18 protein-coding genes are annotated in these 17,061 nt (G+C 65.2%); 10 read left to right on the forward strand and 8 right to left on the reverse strand.

Annotation, left to right across the window (positions count from 1 at the left end):
* Nucleotides 1-13: 13 nt before the first annotated feature.
* Nucleotides 14-1,198: a murein transglycosylase A gene (gene mltA / locus K3181_RS08970; protein ID WP_221602646.1), complete on the forward strand. Its 1,185-nt coding sequence runs from the start codon at nucleotides 14-16 to the stop codon at nucleotides 1,196-1,198.
* Nucleotides 1,195-1,764, forward strand: a complete 570-nt coding sequence (locus K3181_RS08975) for a Smr/MutS family protein (protein WP_221602647.1) — start codon at nucleotides 1,195-1,197, stop codon at nucleotides 1,762-1,764. The genes mltA and K3181_RS08975 overlap by 4 nt, the downstream gene beginning before the upstream one ends.
* Here K3181_RS08975 and K3181_RS08980 read toward each other — a convergent pair.
* From K3181_RS08980 to ahpC, 4 genes are all read right to left on the reverse strand, one after another.
* On the reverse strand, nucleotides 1,748-2,362 hold the full coding sequence (locus K3181_RS08980; RefSeq protein ID WP_221602648.1) for a Pr6Pr family membrane protein: 615 nt from the start codon (nucleotides 2,360-2,362) through the stop codon (nucleotides 1,748-1,750). The two genes, K3181_RS08975 and K3181_RS08980, sit on opposite strands and share 17 nt — an antisense overlap.
* A 109-nt stretch (nucleotides 2,363-2,471) precedes the next feature.
* Nucleotides 2,472-4,688 carry a catalase/peroxidase HPI gene (gene katG, locus K3181_RS08985; protein WP_221602649.1) on the reverse strand — a complete coding sequence of 739 codons (2,217 nt, stop codon included), beginning with the start codon at nucleotides 4,686-4,688 and terminating at the stop codon, nucleotides 2,472-2,474.
* Nucleotides 4,689-4,886: 198 nt separating this feature from the next.
* On the reverse strand, nucleotides 4,887-6,476 hold the full coding sequence (gene ahpF, locus K3181_RS08990) for an alkyl hydroperoxide reductase subunit F (RefSeq protein WP_221602650.1): 1,590 nt from the start codon (nucleotides 6,474-6,476) through the stop codon (nucleotides 4,887-4,889).
* 174 nt (nucleotides 6,477-6,650) lie between these two features.
* On the reverse strand, nucleotides 6,651-7,217 hold the full coding sequence (ahpC, locus tag K3181_RS08995; RefSeq protein WP_221602651.1) for an alkyl hydroperoxide reductase subunit C: 567 nt from the start codon (nucleotides 7,215-7,217) through the stop codon (nucleotides 6,651-6,653).
* A gap of 303 nt (nucleotides 7,218-7,520) precedes the next feature.
* On the opposite strand from ahpC, the gene K3181_RS09000 reads away from it, so the two are divergent.
* The 3 genes from K3181_RS09000 to K3181_RS09010 are packed head-to-tail and all read left to right on the forward strand — an operon-like array spanning nucleotide 7,521 to nucleotide 10,148.
* Nucleotides 7,521-8,237: a VV20781 family protein gene (locus K3181_RS09000; protein ID WP_221602652.1), complete on the forward strand. Its 717-nt coding sequence runs from the start codon at nucleotides 7,521-7,523 to the stop codon at nucleotides 8,235-8,237.
* Nucleotides 8,224-9,396, forward strand: coding sequence for a sensor histidine kinase (locus K3181_RS09005; RefSeq protein WP_221602653.1), 1,173 nt, complete (start codon nucleotides 8,224-8,226; stop codon nucleotides 9,394-9,396). The genes K3181_RS09000 and K3181_RS09005 overlap by 14 nt, the downstream gene beginning before the upstream one ends.
* Nucleotides 9,393-10,148 (forward strand): LytR/AlgR family response regulator transcription factor, encoded by a 756-nt coding sequence (locus K3181_RS09010; RefSeq protein ID WP_247714911.1) that lies wholly within the window; start codon nucleotides 9,393-9,395, stop codon nucleotides 10,146-10,148. Before K3181_RS09005 ends, K3181_RS09010 begins: the two co-directional genes overlap by 4 nt.
* A gap of 112 nt (nucleotides 10,149-10,260) precedes the next feature.
* Here K3181_RS09010 and K3181_RS09015 read toward each other — a convergent pair whose 3' ends face one another.
* Both K3181_RS09015 and aroC read right to left on the reverse strand, forming a co-directional pair.
* Entirely contained in the window at nucleotides 10,261-10,872 is a 612-nt protein-coding gene (locus K3181_RS09015) for an outer membrane protein (RefSeq protein WP_221602654.1), read from the reverse strand.
* A 302-nt stretch (nucleotides 10,873-11,174) separates the two neighbouring features.
* On the reverse strand, nucleotides 11,175-12,257 hold the full coding sequence (gene aroC / locus K3181_RS09020; RefSeq protein WP_221602655.1) for a chorismate synthase: 1,083 nt from the start codon (nucleotides 12,255-12,257) through the stop codon (nucleotides 11,175-11,177).
* An 80-nt stretch (nucleotides 12,258-12,337) separates the two neighbouring features.
* Here aroC and ruvA point away from each other — a divergent pair, with 80 nt between their 5' ends.
* Genes ruvA through K3181_RS09035 form a run of 3 tightly spaced genes read left to right on the forward strand, consistent with a single transcriptional unit; the run spans nucleotide 12,338 to nucleotide 13,745 of the window.
* On the forward strand, nucleotides 12,338-12,937 hold the full coding sequence (gene ruvA, locus K3181_RS09025; protein ID WP_221602656.1) for a Holliday junction branch migration protein RuvA: 600 nt from the start codon (nucleotides 12,338-12,340) through the stop codon (nucleotides 12,935-12,937).
* A complete protein-coding gene (locus K3181_RS09030) occupies nucleotides 12,934-13,308 on the forward strand; it encodes a hypothetical protein (protein WP_221602657.1) in 375 nt (124 codons plus the stop codon). The genes ruvA and K3181_RS09030 overlap by 4 nt, the downstream gene beginning before the upstream one ends.
* A 38-nt stretch (nucleotides 13,309-13,346) precedes the next feature.
* A complete protein-coding gene (locus K3181_RS09035; protein ID WP_221602658.1) occupies nucleotides 13,347-13,745 on the forward strand; it encodes a GFA family protein in 399 nt (132 codons plus the stop codon).
* 10 nt (nucleotides 13,746-13,755) lie between these two features.
* Here the strand turns inward: K3181_RS09035 and K3181_RS09040 are convergent, their stop codons facing one another.
* The gene (locus K3181_RS09040) at nucleotides 13,756-14,886 is read right to left on the reverse strand and encodes a dipeptidase (RefSeq protein ID WP_221602659.1); all 1,131 of its coding nucleotides are present in this window, start codon (nucleotides 14,884-14,886) and stop codon (nucleotides 13,756-13,758) included.
* 64 nt (nucleotides 14,887-14,950) lie between these two features.
* Between K3181_RS09040 and K3181_RS09045 the strand changes: the two genes are divergently transcribed.
* Complete coding sequence (locus tag K3181_RS09045) at nucleotides 14,951-15,490, forward strand: DsrE family protein (RefSeq protein ID WP_221602660.1); 540 nt, start codon at nucleotides 14,951-14,953, stop codon at nucleotides 15,488-15,490.
* A gap of 37 nt (nucleotides 15,491-15,527) precedes the next feature.
* Here the strand turns inward: K3181_RS09045 and K3181_RS09050 are convergent, their stop codons facing one another.
* Nucleotides 15,528-15,863, reverse strand: coding sequence for a GIY-YIG nuclease family protein (locus tag K3181_RS09050; RefSeq protein ID WP_221602661.1), 336 nt, complete (start codon nucleotides 15,861-15,863; stop codon nucleotides 15,528-15,530).
* 62 nt (nucleotides 15,864-15,925) lie between these two features.
* On the opposite strand from K3181_RS09050, the gene ruvB reads away from it, so the two are divergent.
* The gene (gene ruvB, locus K3181_RS09055; RefSeq protein ID WP_221602662.1) at nucleotides 15,926-16,951 is read left to right on the forward strand and encodes a Holliday junction branch migration DNA helicase RuvB; all 1,026 of its coding nucleotides are present in this window, start codon (nucleotides 15,926-15,928) and stop codon (nucleotides 16,949-16,951) included.
* Nucleotides 16,952-17,061: the final 110 nt, after the last annotated feature.

The raw sequence follows: 17,061 nt of genomic DNA on the forward strand, positions 1-17,061 counted from the left end.
TGGGGGAGGGATGATGCGCAAGCTGCTGGTTATCGCCGCGACGCTGGCCTTGGGCGCCTGCGTGCGCGTGGTTCCCGATACCGCGCCCGTGCAGCCGACCCCGCTTCCGCCGGGCACGGTGAGCAGCGCCGCCTTCGCGAAGATCGCGCGCGGGGCGAAGATCGAGTCGCTCGGCATCGCTGCCGACGATGCCGGCACCGCACTCGTCTCCTTCCTCGAATCCTGCCCGGCAATCCTCAAGCGCGAGGATGCCAGCGGGCTGACCTTCGCCGAAGACTGGCGTCCCGCCTGCGAGGCCGCGGCGAGCTGGCCGCTCTCGGAGGCGCGCCGCTTTTTCACCAGCTATTTCGAGACCGCGCGGATCGGTGACGGGGCCGCCTTCGCCACCGGCTATTTCGAACCCGAGATCCGCGGCAGCCGCACTCGCGCACCGGGCTACAATGTTCCGGTCTACGGCCCGCCGCCCGAACTCACGCGCGCTTGGCCCGCAGACATGCCCGAAAGCGAGCGCAAAGGTCGCCCGCCGCTCGGCCGCTACGATGCGAGCGGCAAGTTCGTCCCCTATTACGAACGCACCGAGATCGAGCTCGGCGCGCTCGCCAATCGCGGGCTCGAGATCGCCTGGGCGGCCGACCCGGTCGAATTCTTCTTCCTCCAGATCCAGGGCTCGGGCCTGCTGCGCCTGCCCGACGGGTCGGTGATGCGGATCGGCTATGCGGGCCAGAACGGGCGCGAATATGTCGGAGTCGGCAAGATCATGCGCGAGCGCGGCATGATCGGCGCGGGCACAAACTACGCCACCTCGATGCAGGGCATCATGGAATATTTCCGCGATCACCCGGCCGAGGGGCGCGACATCATGCGGCTCAACAAGAGCTGGGTGTTCTTCCGCGAGCTCGATACCGACGGCCCACTGGGATCGCTCGGCGTGCCGGTACGGCGCGAATCCTCGGTGGCGGTCGATCCGGCCTTCGTCCCCTATGGCGCGCCGGTCTTCCTCGATCTCGACCGTGACGTCGCCGACGGCTTGTGGATCGCGCAGGATACCGGCGGCGCGATCAAGGGCGCCAACCGCTTCGACACCTTCTGGGGCAATGGCGGCGACGCACGCGAGGTCGCCGGGACGATGAGTGCGCGCGGTTCGGCGCTGGTGCTGCTGCCGCGCGGAACGCTCGACCGCCTCGACTCGCGCAAGTGAGCTTCCCGCGCGGATTGTCGGCGGAAGAGGCGGCGGCGTGGGAGAAACTCGCCGCGACGGTCGAACCGATGCATCCGCTCCGGCCCGTCCAGCCGCAACCGGCACATCCGGCCACGCCGCCTCCGCAGCCGAAAGCGACACGCAAGCCGCCGACAGCGCCCAAGCCGCGCGCCATGGCAGCGCCACCTCCGGCTCCGCCCAAGAATATCGCTGCGCCCGATCGCGGGCTCGATTCGCACTGGGATCGGCGCCTCAAGTCGGGCTCGCTCCAGCCCGAGCTCACGCTCGACCTCCACGGGCACACTCTCGATTCGGCCTATGACCGGTTGATCAGCGGCGTCGCGCAGGCGCGGGCGATGGGGGTGAGGACGATCCTGCTGGTGACCGGCAAGCCGCGCCCGGCGGCGGCGGCGGATCGTGCCGACAGGCGCGGCGCGATCCGCGCCAAGGTGCTCGACTGGCTCGCCGCCTCGAACCACCATTCGGCCATCGCGGCCGTGCGCCGCGCGCACCAGCGGCACGGCGGCGAGGGAGCGCTCTACATCGTCCTCAGGCGCGAGCGCTGATCACGCGCTTGATCGCCATCAGCAGGGCGCCGACCAGCAGGAAAAACAGCGCCAGCCCCGCGATATTGAGCGCCAGCTGCCCCCAACCGAGCTTGTCCGCGTCGAGGAAGAAATAGGCGTAGAAGCCCGAGACCGCTCCATAGCCCAGCGCAAACATGGCATAGACCACCGGCGCGACCATCACCGAAGGCAGGGCGCTCCAGCCTGCACGCGGGCGTGGGGCGAAGGCGAACCACCACAGGATCGTGGCGGCAGGCACCAGCGTGTGGTGGAACTGGTTGGTCACCCGGTCGAGCCCGACGGGCTTGTGATCGACAGCGAGCAGCGCCCAATAGACGGCGGCGACGATGGCCAGCGCGGTGGCCAAGGCGTGCAGGATCGCCGGGGTGACCTTCCGTTCCAGCGCGACCATCATCATGACGACGCCCGCGGCAAGATTGCTCCAGATCGTGAAGAATCGCATCAGCAGGCCCGCGGCAACCAGTGGCGATCCGTCGCGATCAAGGTTCAGCACCGTCTGCAGCGCCAGCGCACCAAGCGCGGCAATGGCGATGATGGCGGCAATTGCTCGCGCCGGTTTCGAATATGTCACGTCCATGCCCTCGATTCTCGAACAGAGCTGCGCGTAAAGTTCGATTGCATAAGAAAAAAGCCCCCGACGCTAGGTCGGGGGCCCTCGGTGGACGACCAGCCAGGCCGTCTGACCATCACTTATGGTATTTCTGATAGCCAATGTCAAAGCGATCTGCATCCATGACCTTGATCCAGGCCTTGACGAAGTCCTCGGCGAACTTCTGTTCGTTGCCGTTCTCGGCATAGACCTCGGCCACGGCGCGCAGCTGCGAGTTGGAGCCGAACACCAGATCGGTGCGCGTGGCGTGCCATTTGACGTCGCCCTTGAGGCGGCATTTGCCGACGAATTCCTCGTCGCCACTCTCTTCGACCACTTCCCAAACCGTGCCCATCTCGAGCAGGTTGACGAAGAAGTCGTTCGACAGGACGCCGGGGCGATCGGTGAGGACGCCGATCGAATTGCCATGCTGCGTATGCTTCGACACCGCGCCGAGCGCGCGCATGCCGCCCAGTAGCACGGTCATTTCGGGCATCGACAGACCCAGCAGGTGCGCCCGGTCGACGAGCATGTCCTCGGTCTTCACCTCGGCCTTGGTCTTCAGGTAATTGCGGAAGCCGTCGGCGAAGGGTTCGAGCGGCTCCCAGCTCTCGGCATCGAACTGGTCCTCGGTCGCATCGCCGCGCCCGGTCGTGACATCGACCTTGATGTCGAAGCCGCCGTCCCTGGCCGCCTTCTCGACCGCTGCCGCGCCGCCGAGCACGATGGCGTCTGCCATTGACATGTCACCGCGGAGTTCGTCGAGCTTGGCGAGCACCCTGCCCAGTTCCTCGGGATCGTTGACCTTCCAGTTGCGGATCGCATCGAAGCGGATATGCGCGCCATTGGCGCCGCCGCGATGGTCGGAATTGCGATAGGTCGAGGCCGAGGCCCAGGCCGCCTTGACCAGTTCACTGACCGAAAGGCCGCTATCGAGCACCTTCTGCTTGAACTCGGAGACCGCGCTGTCGGAAGGCTTGGTGCCGGCGGGGATTGGGTCCTGCCAGATCAGGTCTTCCGACGGCACTTCGGGGCCGAGGTACCGCACTTTGGGCCCCATGTCGCGGTGGGTCAGCTTGAACCATGCACGGGCGAAGGCATCGTCGAGCGCGGTCTGGTCGTTGAGGAAGCGCTCCGAGATCTTGCGATATTCGGGGTCGCGCTTCAGCGCCATGTCGGCGGTGGTCATGATGGTCGGGACCTTCTTGTTCGGGTCGCGTGCATCGGGGGCCATGTCCTCCGGATCGGGATTGACCGGGGTCCACTGGTTGGCGCCTGCCGGGCTCTGGACGAGCTCGTAGTCGTATTTGAACAGCAGGCGGAAATAGTCGTTGCCCCACTGCGTCGGGTTGGGCGTCCAGGCGCCCTCGATCCCGCTGGTGGTGATGTGGCCCTTGCCGATTTCCTCGGGGTCGGTCAGCCAGCCGAAGCCCATCCGGTGCAGGCCCTCGCCTTCGGGTGCGCTGCCGAAAGTGTCGGAGGGCGCGGCGCCGTGACACTTGCCGAAGGCGTGGCCCCCAGCGGTCAGCGCGACCGTTTCCTCATCGTTCATCGCCATCCGGGCGAAGGTCTCGCGCATGTCGCGCGCCATGCCCTCGGCATCGTGCGGATTGCCGCCCGGGCCTTCGGGATTGACGTAGATGAGGCCCATCTGGATTGCGGCGAGCGGGTTTTCGAGCGCCTTGCCCTCATCGGGGATGATGCGCGTCGCGACGCCTTCGTTGACCCATTTCTCTTCCGAGCCCCAATAGACCAGTTCTGGTTCGAACACGTCCTTGCGACCGCCGCCGAAGCCGAACACCGGGCCGCCCATCGATTCGATCGCGACATTGCCGGTGAGGATGAAGAGGTCGGCCCAGCTGATGTGCTTGCCGTATTTCTGCTTGATCGGCCACAGCAGGCGGCGTGCCTTGTCGAGATTGCCGTTGTCGGGCCAGCTGTTGAGCGGCGCGAAGCGCTGCTGACCGCTGCTGGCACCGCCGCGGCCGTCGCCAGTGCGATAGGTGCCCGCGGCGTGCCACGCCATGCGGATGAAGAACGGCCCGTAGTGGCCGTAGTCTGCCGGCCACCATTCCTGGCTGTCGGTCATCAGCGCCGTCAGATCGTCCTTGAGCGCCTTGTAGTCGAGCGCGTTGAAGGCCTCGCAATAGTCGAAATCGGGGCCCATCGGGTCGGGGTTGCGGCCTTCGGTCTGGAGGATGTCGACCTGCAGCTGGTCGGGCCACCAGTCGCGATTGGTGCGGCCGAGCAGGTGGCGCGTCCCGCCATCGCCATGGAAGGGGCAGCCGCTCATTTCACCGGTTTTGGCGTCCATTGTCGTATCTCTCCACTCTTTGAGACTCGAAGGTAGTTCGTGGGAGAAGGATTGCGCATTTGCCGGTGATCCGTCCAATCGATTAATTGCGTCGGTTTGATTGCCTATGCCGATTATAACGCAAAGCGCGCGCAAAATACGAAAAGCGCCGCCATCCGCTTGGAATGACGACGCTTTCGTGACTGATCTGAGTCTAATTCAGGCGGCTTGCGCGATATCCTCGGCCGGCTCGGTGCGGATGAGGTAGTCGAAGGCTGACAGCCCGGCTTTCGATCCTTCGCCCATCGCGACGACGATTTGCTTGTAGGGCACATCGGTCACGTCGCCCGCGCCGAAGACGCCCGGCACATTGGTGCGGCCTTCCTCGTCGGTGACGATCTCGCCGAACTCGGTCAGTTCGAGCCCCGAGTCATGCAGCCATTCGGTGTTGGGCACGAGGCCGATCTGGACGAAGACGCCTTCGAGTTCGATGCGGCGCTCGTCCCCGGTCTTGCGGTCCTTGAACACGAGGCCGTTGACCTTGCCGTCTGCGCCGGTGATCTCGGTCGTCTGACCGCTGGTGACGATCTCGACATTGGCCATGCTGCGGAGCTTCTTCTGCAGCACATCGTCGGCGCGCAGTCTGTCGTCATATTCGATCAGCGTTACGTGGCCGACGATCTTGGCGAGGTCGATCGCCGCCTCGACGCCCGAATTCCCGCCGCCGATCACGGCGATGCGCTTGCCCTTGAACAGGGGGCCGTCGCAGTGCGGACAATAGGCGACGCCCTTGTTGCGGTATTCGGCCTCGCCGGGGACGCCGAGATTGCGCCAGCGCGCGCCGGTGGCGAGGATGAGCGACCGCGCCTTGAGACTGCCGCCATTGCCGAGTTCGACGGTGTGGAGCCCGCCCTCTTCCGTGGCCGGAACCAGCTTCACGGCCTTGGCGAGATCCATCAGGTCGATCTCGTATTCGCCGACATGGCGCTTGAGCTCGCCCGCCAGCTTCGGGCCCTCGGTATAGGGCGTGCCGGGCAGATTCTCGATGCCGAGCGTGTCGTGCAACTGGCCGCCGAAGCGTTCGGCCGCCATGCCGGTGCTAAAGCCCTTGCGCGCGGTGTAGATCGCACTTGCCGCGCCAGCCGGGCCGCCGCCGATCACCAGCACTTCGAACGGCTCCCTCGCCGAGAGCTTCGCGGCAGCCTTTTCCTCGCTGCCGGTGTCGAGCCGCGCGAGGATCTCGGCCAGCTCCATCTTGCCGTTGTAGAAGGGTTCGCCGTTGAGGAAGGTCGCGGGCACCGCCATGATCTCGCGCGCATCGACCTCGTCCTGGAAGGTGCCGCCCTCGATCAGCGTGGCGGTGATGCGCGGGTTCTCGAGCGCCATCAGGGTCAGGGCCTGCACCACGTCGGGGCAGTTGTGGCAGCTCAGCGAGAAATACATCTCGAAGTTGAAATCGCCCTCCAGCCCGCGAACCTGTTCGATCAGGTCGGCATCGACCTTGGGCGGGTGGCCGCCGGCCCACAGCAGTGCGAGCACGAGGCTGGTGAATTCGTGCCCCATCGGCAGGCCGGCGAAGCGCACCCACTTTTCCGCATCGCTCGCGCGGCGGATGACGAAGCTCGGCTTGCGCGCATCGATCCCGTCGAAGCTGGCGCTGACGAAATCGTGCAGCGCGGCAATCTCTTCGAGCAGCTCGCGCGTCTGCGCGCTCTTCGCGTCCTCGCCGAGTGAGGCGACGAGTTCGACCGGCTCGCGCAGGTTCGCGAGATAGGTTTTGAGCTGCTGGGTCATCGTTGCGTCGAGCATAGGGGGACTCCGGGCGTCGGGTGGAACGAGGCTTCGAAAATGTGGGGGAAGGAAAAGACCCGGGGCTTGGGGGGGAGGGGGATGGCCCCGGGTCTTCCAGCGACCCGAGTCTTAGGGCTCGGGCTGTTGTACGGGCGCCGCTAGGCGTCCCGATCTTTCGCTTGCCTTAACGGCTCAGATCTTGCCGACGAGATCGAGCGAGGGAGCCAGCGTCTCGCTGCCTTCTTCCCACGCGGCCGGGCAGACCTGGCCGGGGTTGGCGCGGACGTACTGGGCCGCCTTGATCTTGCGCGCGAGTTCGTTGGCATTGCGGCCGACGCCTTCGCAGGTCTGTTCCATGATCTGGATCACGCCGTCGGGATCGACCACGAAGGTCGCGCGGTCGGCGAGGCCGACGCCTTCGCGCAGCACGTCGAAATTGCGCGCGAGGACGTGGTTCTGGTCACCGAGGAAGGGGAACTTGAGCTTGCCGATCTTTTCCGACGTGTCGTGCCAGGCCTTGTGGCTGAAGTGCGTGTCGGTCGACACGCCGTAGACTTCGACGTCCATCTTCTGGAGCATGGCATACTGCTCGCCGAGGTCTTCGAGCTCGGTCGGGCAGACGAAGGTGAAGTCGGCGGGGTAGAAGAAGAACACGGCCCACTTGCCCTTCACGTCCTCGTCGGTGACTTCGAAGAAGTCCTTGCCGGCCTGGAAGGCGGTGGCGGTGAACGGTTTGATCTGCGATCCGATGATACCCATGGTTTTCTCCGTTGTTCGGGTTGAAACTCGTGGGTGTCAGATAGGCCCTGTTGCGATGCACAAAAGCGATATGTTGCGATTGCGAGCATCGGAATAATCGATCAAATCGATGGAACTTTCGAAAAGTTCAACATACCGGGGATTGTGTTGCCATAATTGCAACGAAATGGCGCCCGGCATTCTTCGTCTCTCTGAAAGCCGGTTTGGGCGATTGCGATGCCGTAGTGGCGGTCTCGTCTCATACCGAATGCTCCTGGAGCGGCATTTGGGCAGTGTTCCTGAAACGCAAAAGGGAACCCTAGCATGCGCAAATTCCTGTCTGGCGCCATACTGCTCGCCCTCACCTCGGCATGTTCTGCCTTTCACCCTGCTGAAATGCGGCTTCCACAAAACCTTGCCGATCGCTCTGCCCGCCTCCCTGTGGAAGGGTTCACCGGCTGGACGCACGGTCGCTTCCGGACCGGAGACTGGTATGGCGGCTACAAGCGTTCCGAAGAGCGGCTGGAATTCTTCGACACCTTCGTCCGCAATTCTGGACACAGCGAGTTCACGATCGAAGGGCCGGGTGTCTCTTCGAGCATCGAGGCCTACTGCCGCATGCGCGAAAGAGTGCTCGATTTCGGGTTCGCCGAATTCAAGCCGAAGCGCATGTCCTACAGGTGCGAATTCACCGCCGAGGGACGCGATATTCCGGCCCGGTTTGAGCTGCAGGAAGTGCGCAACGGATTGGGAGGCGTGTTGAATCGCAGCGCGCGACGCGGAGAGATTGCGCTGGGCGGAAATACGGTGCAAATCCGATCGGTTCACAAACTTGCCGGATCGCCGATAGAAATGGCCGTTCCCATCGGATATGTTTTCGAAAGGCATGGCCGCGCGATTGGCGCCGTGGAGCTCAATGGTTCGCCTGTTCTCTACATCGAGGACCTGACCGACGAGGGCCTCTCCCGCACGATCACGGTCGGCGCCATCGCCCTCGCGGCATTCTGGGATCCGGCGAACAGTGCGCTTGGCGAAGATTGATCCGCATTCGGCGGTAGATGCGCTGCTGCACGAGGTCGTCGCGCAGGCCGACGATCTCCACGGGACGCTTTATGAACTGACCCGCGCGCGGCGCCGCGTCCTGTGGCTGCTGGCGCTGGTCTGGCTGGTCTGCGCGGGGCTGTTCATGCTCCCCTCGCTGGTCCATCTGCACAACGATCTCGACGCCCCCACGATCATTTCGCACCTGGTCATCGCGGTCACCGGAATGGTCTTCAGCATCCTTCTGCTCCTCGTGATCGTGCAACTGCGCAAGCTGCCGAAACGCCAGGCGTTTATAGGTTCGGTTGCCGGGGTGGTGGCGGCAGCAGCGGCAGTGGCGACCTCCGACATTGCCCTGTTCGACGTGATTCACGCGTTCTTCGCGCGAGAGCACGCACCACACATCTCCTACATGGTGAAGTGGACGAGCAATTTTGCGATCTTCACGTCGCAGTTCTCGGTCATAGCCGTAACCTTCTGGATGCTCGAGACGCTCGAAACCAACCGGATCCATCAGCTTGAGATCGAGCAGGTTCGAAGGATCGCCGCCGAAGCCCAGGGAACCGCGAACCGGGCAAAGCTCTCGGCCCTCCGCTATCAGCTCAACCCGCACTTCCTGTTCAACACGCTCAACTCGATTTCTTCGCTGGTCATGACGCGGCGCAGCCGCGACGCGGAAGAGATGCTGGCCAAGCTGTCCGATTTCCTGCGCACGACCTTGTCGGGCGATCCCGACGCGGCGCAGACGCTGGAGGGCGAGCTCGAAACGATCGATGCCTACCTCGGGATCGAGAGGATCAGGTTCGGCGACCGGCTGGCCGTGGCGATCGACTGCCCGGCCGAGTTGCGCGACGCCCGCTTGCCGCATTTCCTGCTCCAGCCGCTGGTCGAGAACGCGGTCAAGCATGGCGTCGCCCCTTGCGACCGACCGGTCATGATCAGCATCTCGGCGCGGGCAAAGCACGGACAACTCATCGTATCGGTCGAAAACGACTGCCCCACGGTGGATGCCGAAGCGCAAGGGACAGGCGTGGGCCTGCGCAACGTCCGCGAACGCCTTGCCGCGGTCTATGGTAGGGCCGGGAACCTCGAAACGATCGAGCGTGAAGCGGGCTTCATCGCCCTGGTCAGGCTGCCGCTGGAGTTTGGCGAAGTATGACGCTGCGCGTGGCCATCGTCGACGACGAAGCGTTGGCGATCGACCGCCTGAGGGAGTTGCTCGGCGATATCGAGGGAGTAGAGGTGGTCGCAACGGCCCATACCGCCGACCAGGCATGCGAGAAGATTGCCGAGGTGCGCCCCGATCTCGTCTTGCTCGATATCCAGATGCCGGGACGCAGCGGCATGGCGCTGGCTGCGGACTTGCCTGTCGAGGAGCGACCGGAGATCATCTTCGTAACCGCCTTCGAGCACTTCGCACCCGACGCCTTCGCGGTCGATGCTGCCGACTATCTGCTCAAGCCCGTGCGTTTCGATCGGCTACGGCAGGCGATCATTCGGGCGCGGCGCCGGATCGATCTCATGGCGGCGGCCGAACACGGCAAGGCCGTGGCCGAAGAGACGGGACGCTATGCCCGCGAGCTGTGGGTGTCGGTACGCGACGGGCAAGTCAGGCTCGACGTCGACCTGATCGACTGGATCGAGGCGGCGAAGGACTACGTGCTGCTTCACACGTCGACACGCAGCTATCTTCACCGGATCTCGATGAATGCGCTCGAGGAGAAGCTCGATCCCAAGGCGCTGCTTAGGGTTCATCGCTCGGCCTTCGTCCGCCCCTCGCTGGTCGAAAAACTGGAACGACCGGGCCGGGGCAGCCTCAACCTCATCCTCCGCGACGGCGTCATAGTGCAGGTCGGACCGAGCTATGTGAAGGATGTGCTCCGCGTGGTCGGGCCCAACACCCAGGATTGAACCTTCTGCGGAGGCTTGGCGCTCGCCATCGCCCCAGAGATACGAAAAGCCCGCCCGGAATGATCCGGGCGGGCTCGCTTCTGAATTCCGGGGGGCTTGGGACGAGAGAGACTCAGAAGCGCATACCGGCAGTCAGCATGATCTGGTGACGGCTGGTTTCCAGATCGGTGTCCGAAAAGGAACCGTAATCCGAATAGCGATATTCGAGGCGGCCGAAGCCCTGACCGAAAGCGAACTCGGCGCCGGCGCCCAAGCGGAAGCCCCCGATGTTGTCGCCATCGCTCTCGGTCTCGTCGTCGAGCGTATATGCGAGATTGAAGCGCTGGTTGGTGTAGCCGCCCTTCGCGTAGATCATGAGCGTGTCATTCACCGGCACCCCGAGGCGGATACCAGCGTAGAGATCGCGGCCGGCCTTCAGGATCAGCTCGTCGCCATCCTCGAAGACGTCCGTATCCGAGGCGCTGACTGAACTGTCGCCGATCTCGCCTTCGACACCGAGGACGAAATTACCGAGGTTGTAGTCGTAGCCCAGCGCGACACCGTATGCGAAGCCGTCTTCCGAGCCGCCCTCGTCTTCGCCTTCGCCATCGCCGGCATCGAACACATCGTAGCCGGCAGTCGCGCCCACCCAAGGGCCGTGGAACGGCTTGCTGTCCTGCGCAAAGGCAGGCGAAGCCACAGTGGAAACGACGACGATCGCCGCCATGGTGATCAGTTTCTTCATTACGTATTCCCTCGTTCGATGGCTCGATTGCCACCTTTGTCGGAAGCACCGGCCATCCGGTGTTCTGGAGCGGGAATAGGTCGGGCCGTCCGCGCGGTCGTTCGGTCAGCGTCTGACCTCATCAAGCCGTCGCTGAAGTCGGCCGGATGCGATCAACGATGATTTCCGAGCGACGAAGACCGGCGTTTGCCGGATCTCATTGCCGCGATTTGCAGTCGGTCAGCAGGTCGGTTTGCGAGGTATTCCGAACCGTGCGGTGGTTCGGGATTGATGCCCTTACGGGGAGCGCACCGTGCGATCCGCTAGCCGCACTGCGCCCGGTGGAGCAGCTTGTGGTCGGCGAGCACCAGCGCCATCATCGCTTCGACCACCGGCGTGCCTCGGATGCCGACGCAGGGGTCGTGGCGGCCCTTTGTGCGGACCTCGGTCGCCTCGCCGTCGCGCGTCACGCTCTCGACGGGGGTGAGGATCGAGCTCGTCGGCTTGAACGCCACACGGCAGGTGACCGGCTGGCCGGTCGAGATTCCCCCAGCGATGCCTCCCGCGTGGTTCGCCTCGAAGCGCGGGCCGTCGTTTCCCCCCTCATTCAAGGATGGCCGCATCGGGTCGGCATTCTGCTCGCCCGTCAGCCGCGCGGCGCCGAAACCGTCGCCGATCTCGACGCCCTTGACCGCATTGATGCTCATCATGCCTGCGGCGAGGTCGGCGTCGAGCTTGGCATAGACCGGCGCTCCCCAGCCGGCAGGCACGCCGGTGGCGACGCATTCGACCACCGCGCCGAGCGAGGATCCCGCCTTGCGTGCCTCGTCGACCAGCGCCTCCCAGCGCTTGGCGGCTGCCGCGTCGGGGCACCAGAAGGGATTGCGCGCGATTTCCCCGGCGTCGAAATTCGCCGGGTCGACAGCGTCGCCGCCGATCTCGGCGACATAGGCGAGGATCGACACCTCGCCGATCACCTTCCGCGCCACCGCGCCCGCCGCCACGCGCATCGCGGTCTCCCGCGCGCTGCTGCGCCCGCCGCCGCGATAGTCGCGAAAGCCGTATTTCGCGTCATAGGCATAGTCGGCATGGCCGGGGCGATAGGTGTTGGCGATCTCCGAATAATCCTTCGATCGCTGGTCGGTGTTCTCGATCAGCAGGCTGATCGGCGTGCCCGTCGTCTTCCCCTCAAACACGCCCGAAAGAATCCGCACCGCATCGGGCTCCTGCCGCTGGGTGGTGAACTTGTTCTGCCCGGGCCTGCGCGCATCGAGGTAGGGCTGGATGTCGCCCTCGGACAGCGCGATTCCCGGCGGGCACCCGTCGACCACCGCGCCGATCGCGGGGCCGTGGCTTTCGCCCCAAGTGGTGAAGCGCAGCGTCCGTCCGAAGGTATTCCAGCTCATGGCAGCAACTCATGCCCGCAACTGTGGGCGCCTGTCCATTCTCGCTGGACCAAATCCTTCTTGAGGCCCAAGAACAAACCATGATTGCGAAGCTGAAGGGCGTGCTCGACGAGACCGGCGTGGACTGGGCGGTGATCGACGTCGCGGGCGTCGGCTACCTCGTCCATTGCTCGACCAAGACGCTCGCCACGCTGGGCGCCATCGGCGAAGCCTGCGTGCTCTATACCGACCTGCAGGTGTCGGAGAACGACATGCGCCTGCTGGGTTTTGCGGACGGTGCCGAGCGCGAATGGTTCCGCCTGCTCACCCATGTCCAGGGCGTGGGGTCGAAGGTGGCGCTGGCGATCCTCTCGGCGCTGTCGACGGGTGAGCTGCAGCAGGCCTGCGCCGGGGGCGATGCGGCGATGGTCGCGCGCGCCAATGGCGTCGGGCCCAAGCTCGCCGGGCGGATCGTCAACGAGCTGAAGGACAAGGCCGGCGCGCTGCCGGGCGGGGCCATGCCGGGCGTCGTCGCGACACCGGCGGGCGGGGCCGGCGCCGATGCGGTGAGTGCGCTCGAGAACCTCGGCTTCAAGCCCGCGGTCGCCGCGCGCGCGGTCGCCGCGGCGCAGGGCGAACTCGGCGAAGGGGCGAGCGAGGGCGACCTTATCCGCGTGGCGCTGAAAAAGGCGGCGGGATGATCCCGAAGTGGGTGGATTGGCGTATCGCGATCTTGGCAGCGTACGCTGCGCTGACCTTCATTGCGATGGCCGAAATGGGGTCGCCACAGGCCGCATCCTGGTACGCGCTAAGTGTTCCATTTCTTGTTTTGGCGATCCTGCCAGTGGCCCTGTTCTGTCTTGGATCAAGCCATGTCGTGCCCAAGGGCTTGGGTGCTTTGGTGATCGCTCTCTCGGGTGCCCTGATCTATCTCCACACAGCTTGGTTCGCTGCGCCTGATGCGCAGGCGGGGCTAGTTTTCCTTCTCGTCCCGCTTCTCCAATTCGCGGCGGCTGTGATCTGGCTGGGTCTGGTGCATGTCACCGGCAAACTGACAAATCAGGATCGGTGACAAATGAAGCATCGAATAACGCTGAAGCGGGCGGTGGGATGAGCGCGCGCCGCGCAAGCTGCATGTGCGGGGGGTTGTCGCTGACCTGCGAGGGCGAGCCCTTCCGCATCTCGGTGTGCCACTGCCTCGACTGCCAGCGCCGCAGCGGTTCCTCTTTCGCGGCGCAGGTGCGCTATCCGGCGGAGCAGGTCACCGTGACGGGCGAGGCCAGGGTCTTCACCCGCACGGCCGAGAGCGGCCATGCGAGCGAGCACCATTTCTGCCCGAACTGCGGCTGCGAGATGTGGTACGTCGCGCGCCCGTTCCGCGAGATGATGGCGATCCCCATCGGGCGCTTCGCCGAGCCGGGTTTCCCGGCGCCCGAATATTCGGTCTACGAAAGCCGCAAGCACGCCTGGGTCGCGATCGCCGGCGAGGCCACCGAGCATTACGACTGACGCGGGGGCTTCAGCCCTCCCAGGCCTCGCCGTAGACGCGCAGGAAATTGAGCCCGAGCAGCTTCTCGATCTGCCGCTGGCTCCACCCGCGCCGCGCGAGCGCATCGGCGAACCTTTCGAGCCGGTCGATCGAATTGTAGTCCTGGACGATGGGGTAGAAGCCGATCTTCTCGCCCGGGGCCGCTATTCCTTCGTCGATCCGGCGCTGCTGCTCGGTGTCCCACGCCTTGCGGGTTTCGGCCGTCATTTCGGGCGGGACCGGGCCGTTGTCGGTCCCGATTCCGATATGATCCTCGCCCAGCACGCCGAGCATGTGGTCGGCGTGGTCGAGCAGGACCTCGCCCGAGGGCGCCATGTCGGCCGAAAGATAAGGCATGAAATACAGCCCCACGACGCCGCCCTTGTCGGCGACCGCGCGCATCGTTTCGTCGGAGGTGTTGCGCGGGTGGTCGTTGAGCGCGCGTGCGCCGGTGTGGCTGATCACGAGCGGGCGGGCCGAGGCCTCGACCGCCTCGGCCATGGTCCGCGCGCCGCCGTGCGACAGGTCGAGCAGCAGGCGCTCGCTCTCGATCCGCTCGATCGTTGCGCGGCCGAGCTTCGAGAGGCCGGCGTTGTCGGGCTCGATCGACCCGTCGCCGGCGAGGTTGCGGTTGTTGTAGGTCAGCTGGATCGAGCGCAGGCCGCGCTCCTTCATCGTCGCGATCCGGTCGAGCGCGGGGCCGATCATCGCGGTGTCCTGCGTGCCGTAGATGATCCCCATCCGGCCGGTTTCCTTGGCCGTGCGGATGTCGGCCGCCTGCCGGACCACGAGGAAGCGGTCGGGATTGGCGCCGACGAAGCTTTCGAAATAGTCCATGAAGTCTTCGTATTGCTCCCAGGCGTCGACCTGGTTGCCCACCGGCATGGCGGTGATGCGCGTCGCGGTGACGCCGCTTGCGCGGATCTCCGCCCAGCCCTTCGCGGACAGACGCGTGACGCCGTCCTCGCCATAGGGATCGCCGATCCCGCCGAGACCATCGATCACGATGGCGTCCTTGAGGAAGCTTCTGGCGGGGCGCGCGAAAACGGGGCTGGGGCCGACGAGAACGGCAGCGGCGCCTGCCCCCATCCCGGCAAGCCACTGGCGTCTGTTGATATGCATGGCGCAAGGGCTACAAGCGGTTGGCAGGAGTGGCAAGCGCGCCGCGCGAGAGAGGATACAGGTCATGCGGGCAATGTGGTTGGTTCTGGCGGTGGCAGGGCTTTCGGTGCCGGCGGCGGCGCAGGACATGAGCGCCTTCAAGACCGGCCCGGTGTTCGAGGATTTCGGCCCGCATGCCGCGGTCGAAGGGATCGGCGAGGTGCCGGCGGACACCGAATTCGCTGTCGCCTTCGACGCCACCGAGCCGGCCAAGGACGGCGAGCGCAACAAGGGCGTGGAAAGCGCCGCGCGCTTCATCAACATGCATGTCGCCGCCGGCGTGCCCGAGGACAATATCCGTGTCGCGGTGGTGGTCCACGGCAAGGCGGTGCTCGACCTGCTCAATCCCGAAGGCCGGACCGCGCATGACCTGGGCGACAATGCCAGCGCAGCGATGATCCGCGCCATGCTCGACGAAGGCGTGCGCCTGATCGTCTGCGGCCAGAGCGCCACCGCGCAAGGTGTGAGCCAGGAGGAGCTGATCCCCGGCGTCGAAATGGCGCTCTCCGCCATGACCGCCTTCGCGCTGCTGCAGCAGGCGGGCTATACGGTGAACCCGTTTTGAGCGGCTATTTCCGTAGATCCGTCATCCTGAACTCGTTTCAGGATCCATCTGGCCGCTCGTATCGAGCAAGCGGGTCGAACCCCAATCCGACAGCCAGGTCGATCCATTGCGGGTTATCGCTCTCGATGAGATTGATCTTCCATTGACGATGCCAGCGCTTCAGCTGCTTCTCGCGCAGGATCGCGGCTTCCATCTCGTCGAACATCTCGAAGCGGGCGAGGCGGTAGACCCTGTAACGCGCGACGAAGCCACCGGTCATGCCTTCGCGATGTTGCCACAGTCGTTGTTCGAGGTCGGAGGTGACCCCGATATACAGCGTGCCGCGTGGTTGGCTCGCAAGGATATAGACGCAAGGGTTGCGCTCGAAAGACATGCGCCGGTGATTGCTGGCAGATGGATGCTGAAACAAGTTCGGCATGACGGTATGGGGAAGGTGTGACCGAACCCGTCCCCCTCCATTCGCCAGACCGGCAACCCGAAGACCCCGACGCCGCACTGCGCCCGAAATCGCTAGGCGAATTCGTCGGGCAGAAGGCGGCGCGCGAGAATCTGCGCGTCTTCATCGAGGCGGCGCGTGGGCGCGGTGAGGCGATGGACCATGTGCTGTTCTTCGGCCCGCCGGGGCTCGGCAAGACCACGCTGGCGCAGATCGTCGCCAAGGAACTCGGCGTCGGTTTCCGTGCCACTTCCGGCCCGGTGATCGCCAAGGCGGGCGACCTTGCCGCGCTGCTCACCAATCTCGAGCCCAACGACGTGCTCTTCATCGACGAGATCCACCGGCTCAATCCGGTGGTCGAGGAAGTGCTTTATCCCGCGATGGAAGACCGCGCGCTCGACATCATCATCGGCGAGGGGCCGAGCGCGCGCAGCGTGCGGATCGACCTGCCGCCCTTCACCCTGGTCGGTGCCACGACACGGCAGGGGCTGCTGACCACGCCGCTGCGCGATCGTTTCGGCATTCCGGTGCGGCTGAATTTCTACACCGAGGACGAGTTGCTCCGCGTCGTCACCCGCGGGGCGGGGCTGCTCGGCATGGGCATCGACGAGGGCGGCGCGCGCGAGATCGCCCGCCGCAGCCGCGGGACGCCGCGCGTCGCCGGGCGGCTGATGCGCCGCGTGCGCGATTTCGCGCATGTGCTGGGCGAAGCCATCGTCACCACCCGGGTTGCCGACGAGGCGCTGACGCGGCTGGAGGTCGATTCGCTCGGTCTCGATGCGATGGACCGGCGTTATCTCACCATGATCGCGACGACGTACAAGGGCGGGCCGGTCGGCGTCGAAACGCTCGCGGCGGGCCTCAGCGAGCCGCGCGACACGGTCGAGGAGGTGATCGAGCCCTACCTCATCCAGCTCGGCCTGATCGCGCGAACTGCGCGCGGGCGCATGCTCAACGACGGCGGGTGGAACCATCTCGGCCTTGCGCCGCCCTCGAGACCGCAGGGCGACATGTTCGACAAATGAGGTTTCCGGCGCGGTAACACCAGGGCGGAAATCGGTCCCGAAACGGGACGGGGCTTGCGCAACCCTCGCATTTCCGCGAAAAATTTACTTTCTGAGGGTACTAGCGATCG

Origin of the sequence: Qipengyuania mesophila (genome assembly GCF_019711655.1) — a bacterium.
In the GTDB taxonomy this organism is placed as follows: domain Bacteria; phylum Pseudomonadota; class Alphaproteobacteria; order Sphingomonadales; family Sphingomonadaceae; genus Qipengyuania; species Qipengyuania mesophila.

Excerpts from the sequence above, each read along its gene's own strand:
- K3181_RS09030 (WP_221602657.1), top strand. The coding sequence starts at position 12,934 with ATGATCCCGAAGTGGGTGGATTGGCGTATCGCGATCTTGGCAGCGTAC.
- K3181_RS09015 (WP_221602654.1), bottom strand. The coding sequence starts at position 10,872 with ATGAAGAAACTGATCACCATGGCGGCGATCGTCGTCGTTTCCACTGTG.
- K3181_RS09010 (WP_247714911.1), top strand. The coding sequence starts at position 9,393 with ATGACGCTGCGCGTGGCCATCGTCGACGACGAAGCGTTGGCGATCGAC.
- K3181_RS09050 (WP_221602661.1), bottom strand. The coding sequence starts at position 15,863 with ATGTCTTTCGAGCGCAACCCTTGCGTCTATATCCTTGCGAGCCAACCA.
- K3181_RS09000 (WP_221602652.1), top strand. The coding sequence starts at position 7,521 with ATGCGCAAATTCCTGTCTGGCGCCATACTGCTCGCCCTCACCTCGGCA.
- mltA (WP_221602646.1), top strand. The coding sequence starts at position 14 with ATGCGCAAGCTGCTGGTTATCGCCGCGACGCTGGCCTTGGGCGCCTGC.
- ahpF (WP_221602650.1), bottom strand. The coding sequence starts at position 6,476 with ATGCTCGACGCAACGATGACCCAGCAGCTCAAAACCTATCTCGCGAAC.
- ruvA (WP_221602656.1), top strand. The coding sequence starts at position 12,338 with ATGATTGCGAAGCTGAAGGGCGTGCTCGACGAGACCGGCGTGGACTGG.
- katG (WP_221602649.1), bottom strand. The coding sequence starts at position 4,688 with ATGGACGCCAAAACCGGTGAAATGAGCGGCTGCCCCTTCCATGGCGAT.
- K3181_RS09045 (WP_221602660.1), top strand. The coding sequence starts at position 14,951 with ATGCGGGCAATGTGGTTGGTTCTGGCGGTGGCAGGGCTTTCGGTGCCG.
- aroC (WP_221602655.1), bottom strand. The coding sequence starts at position 12,257 with ATGAGCTGGAATACCTTCGGACGGACGCTGCGCTTCACCACTTGGGGC.
- ahpC (WP_221602651.1), bottom strand. The coding sequence starts at position 7,217 with ATGGGTATCATCGGATCGCAGATCAAACCGTTCACCGCCACCGCCTTC.
- K3181_RS09040 (WP_221602659.1), bottom strand. The coding sequence starts at position 14,886 with ATGCATATCAACAGACGCCAGTGGCTTGCCGGGATGGGGGCAGGCGCC.
- K3181_RS08980 (WP_221602648.1), bottom strand. The coding sequence starts at position 2,362 with ATGGACGTGACATATTCGAAACCGGCGCGAGCAATTGCCGCCATCATC.
- K3181_RS09035 (WP_221602658.1), top strand. The coding sequence starts at position 13,347 with ATGAGCGCGCGCCGCGCAAGCTGCATGTGCGGGGGGTTGTCGCTGACC.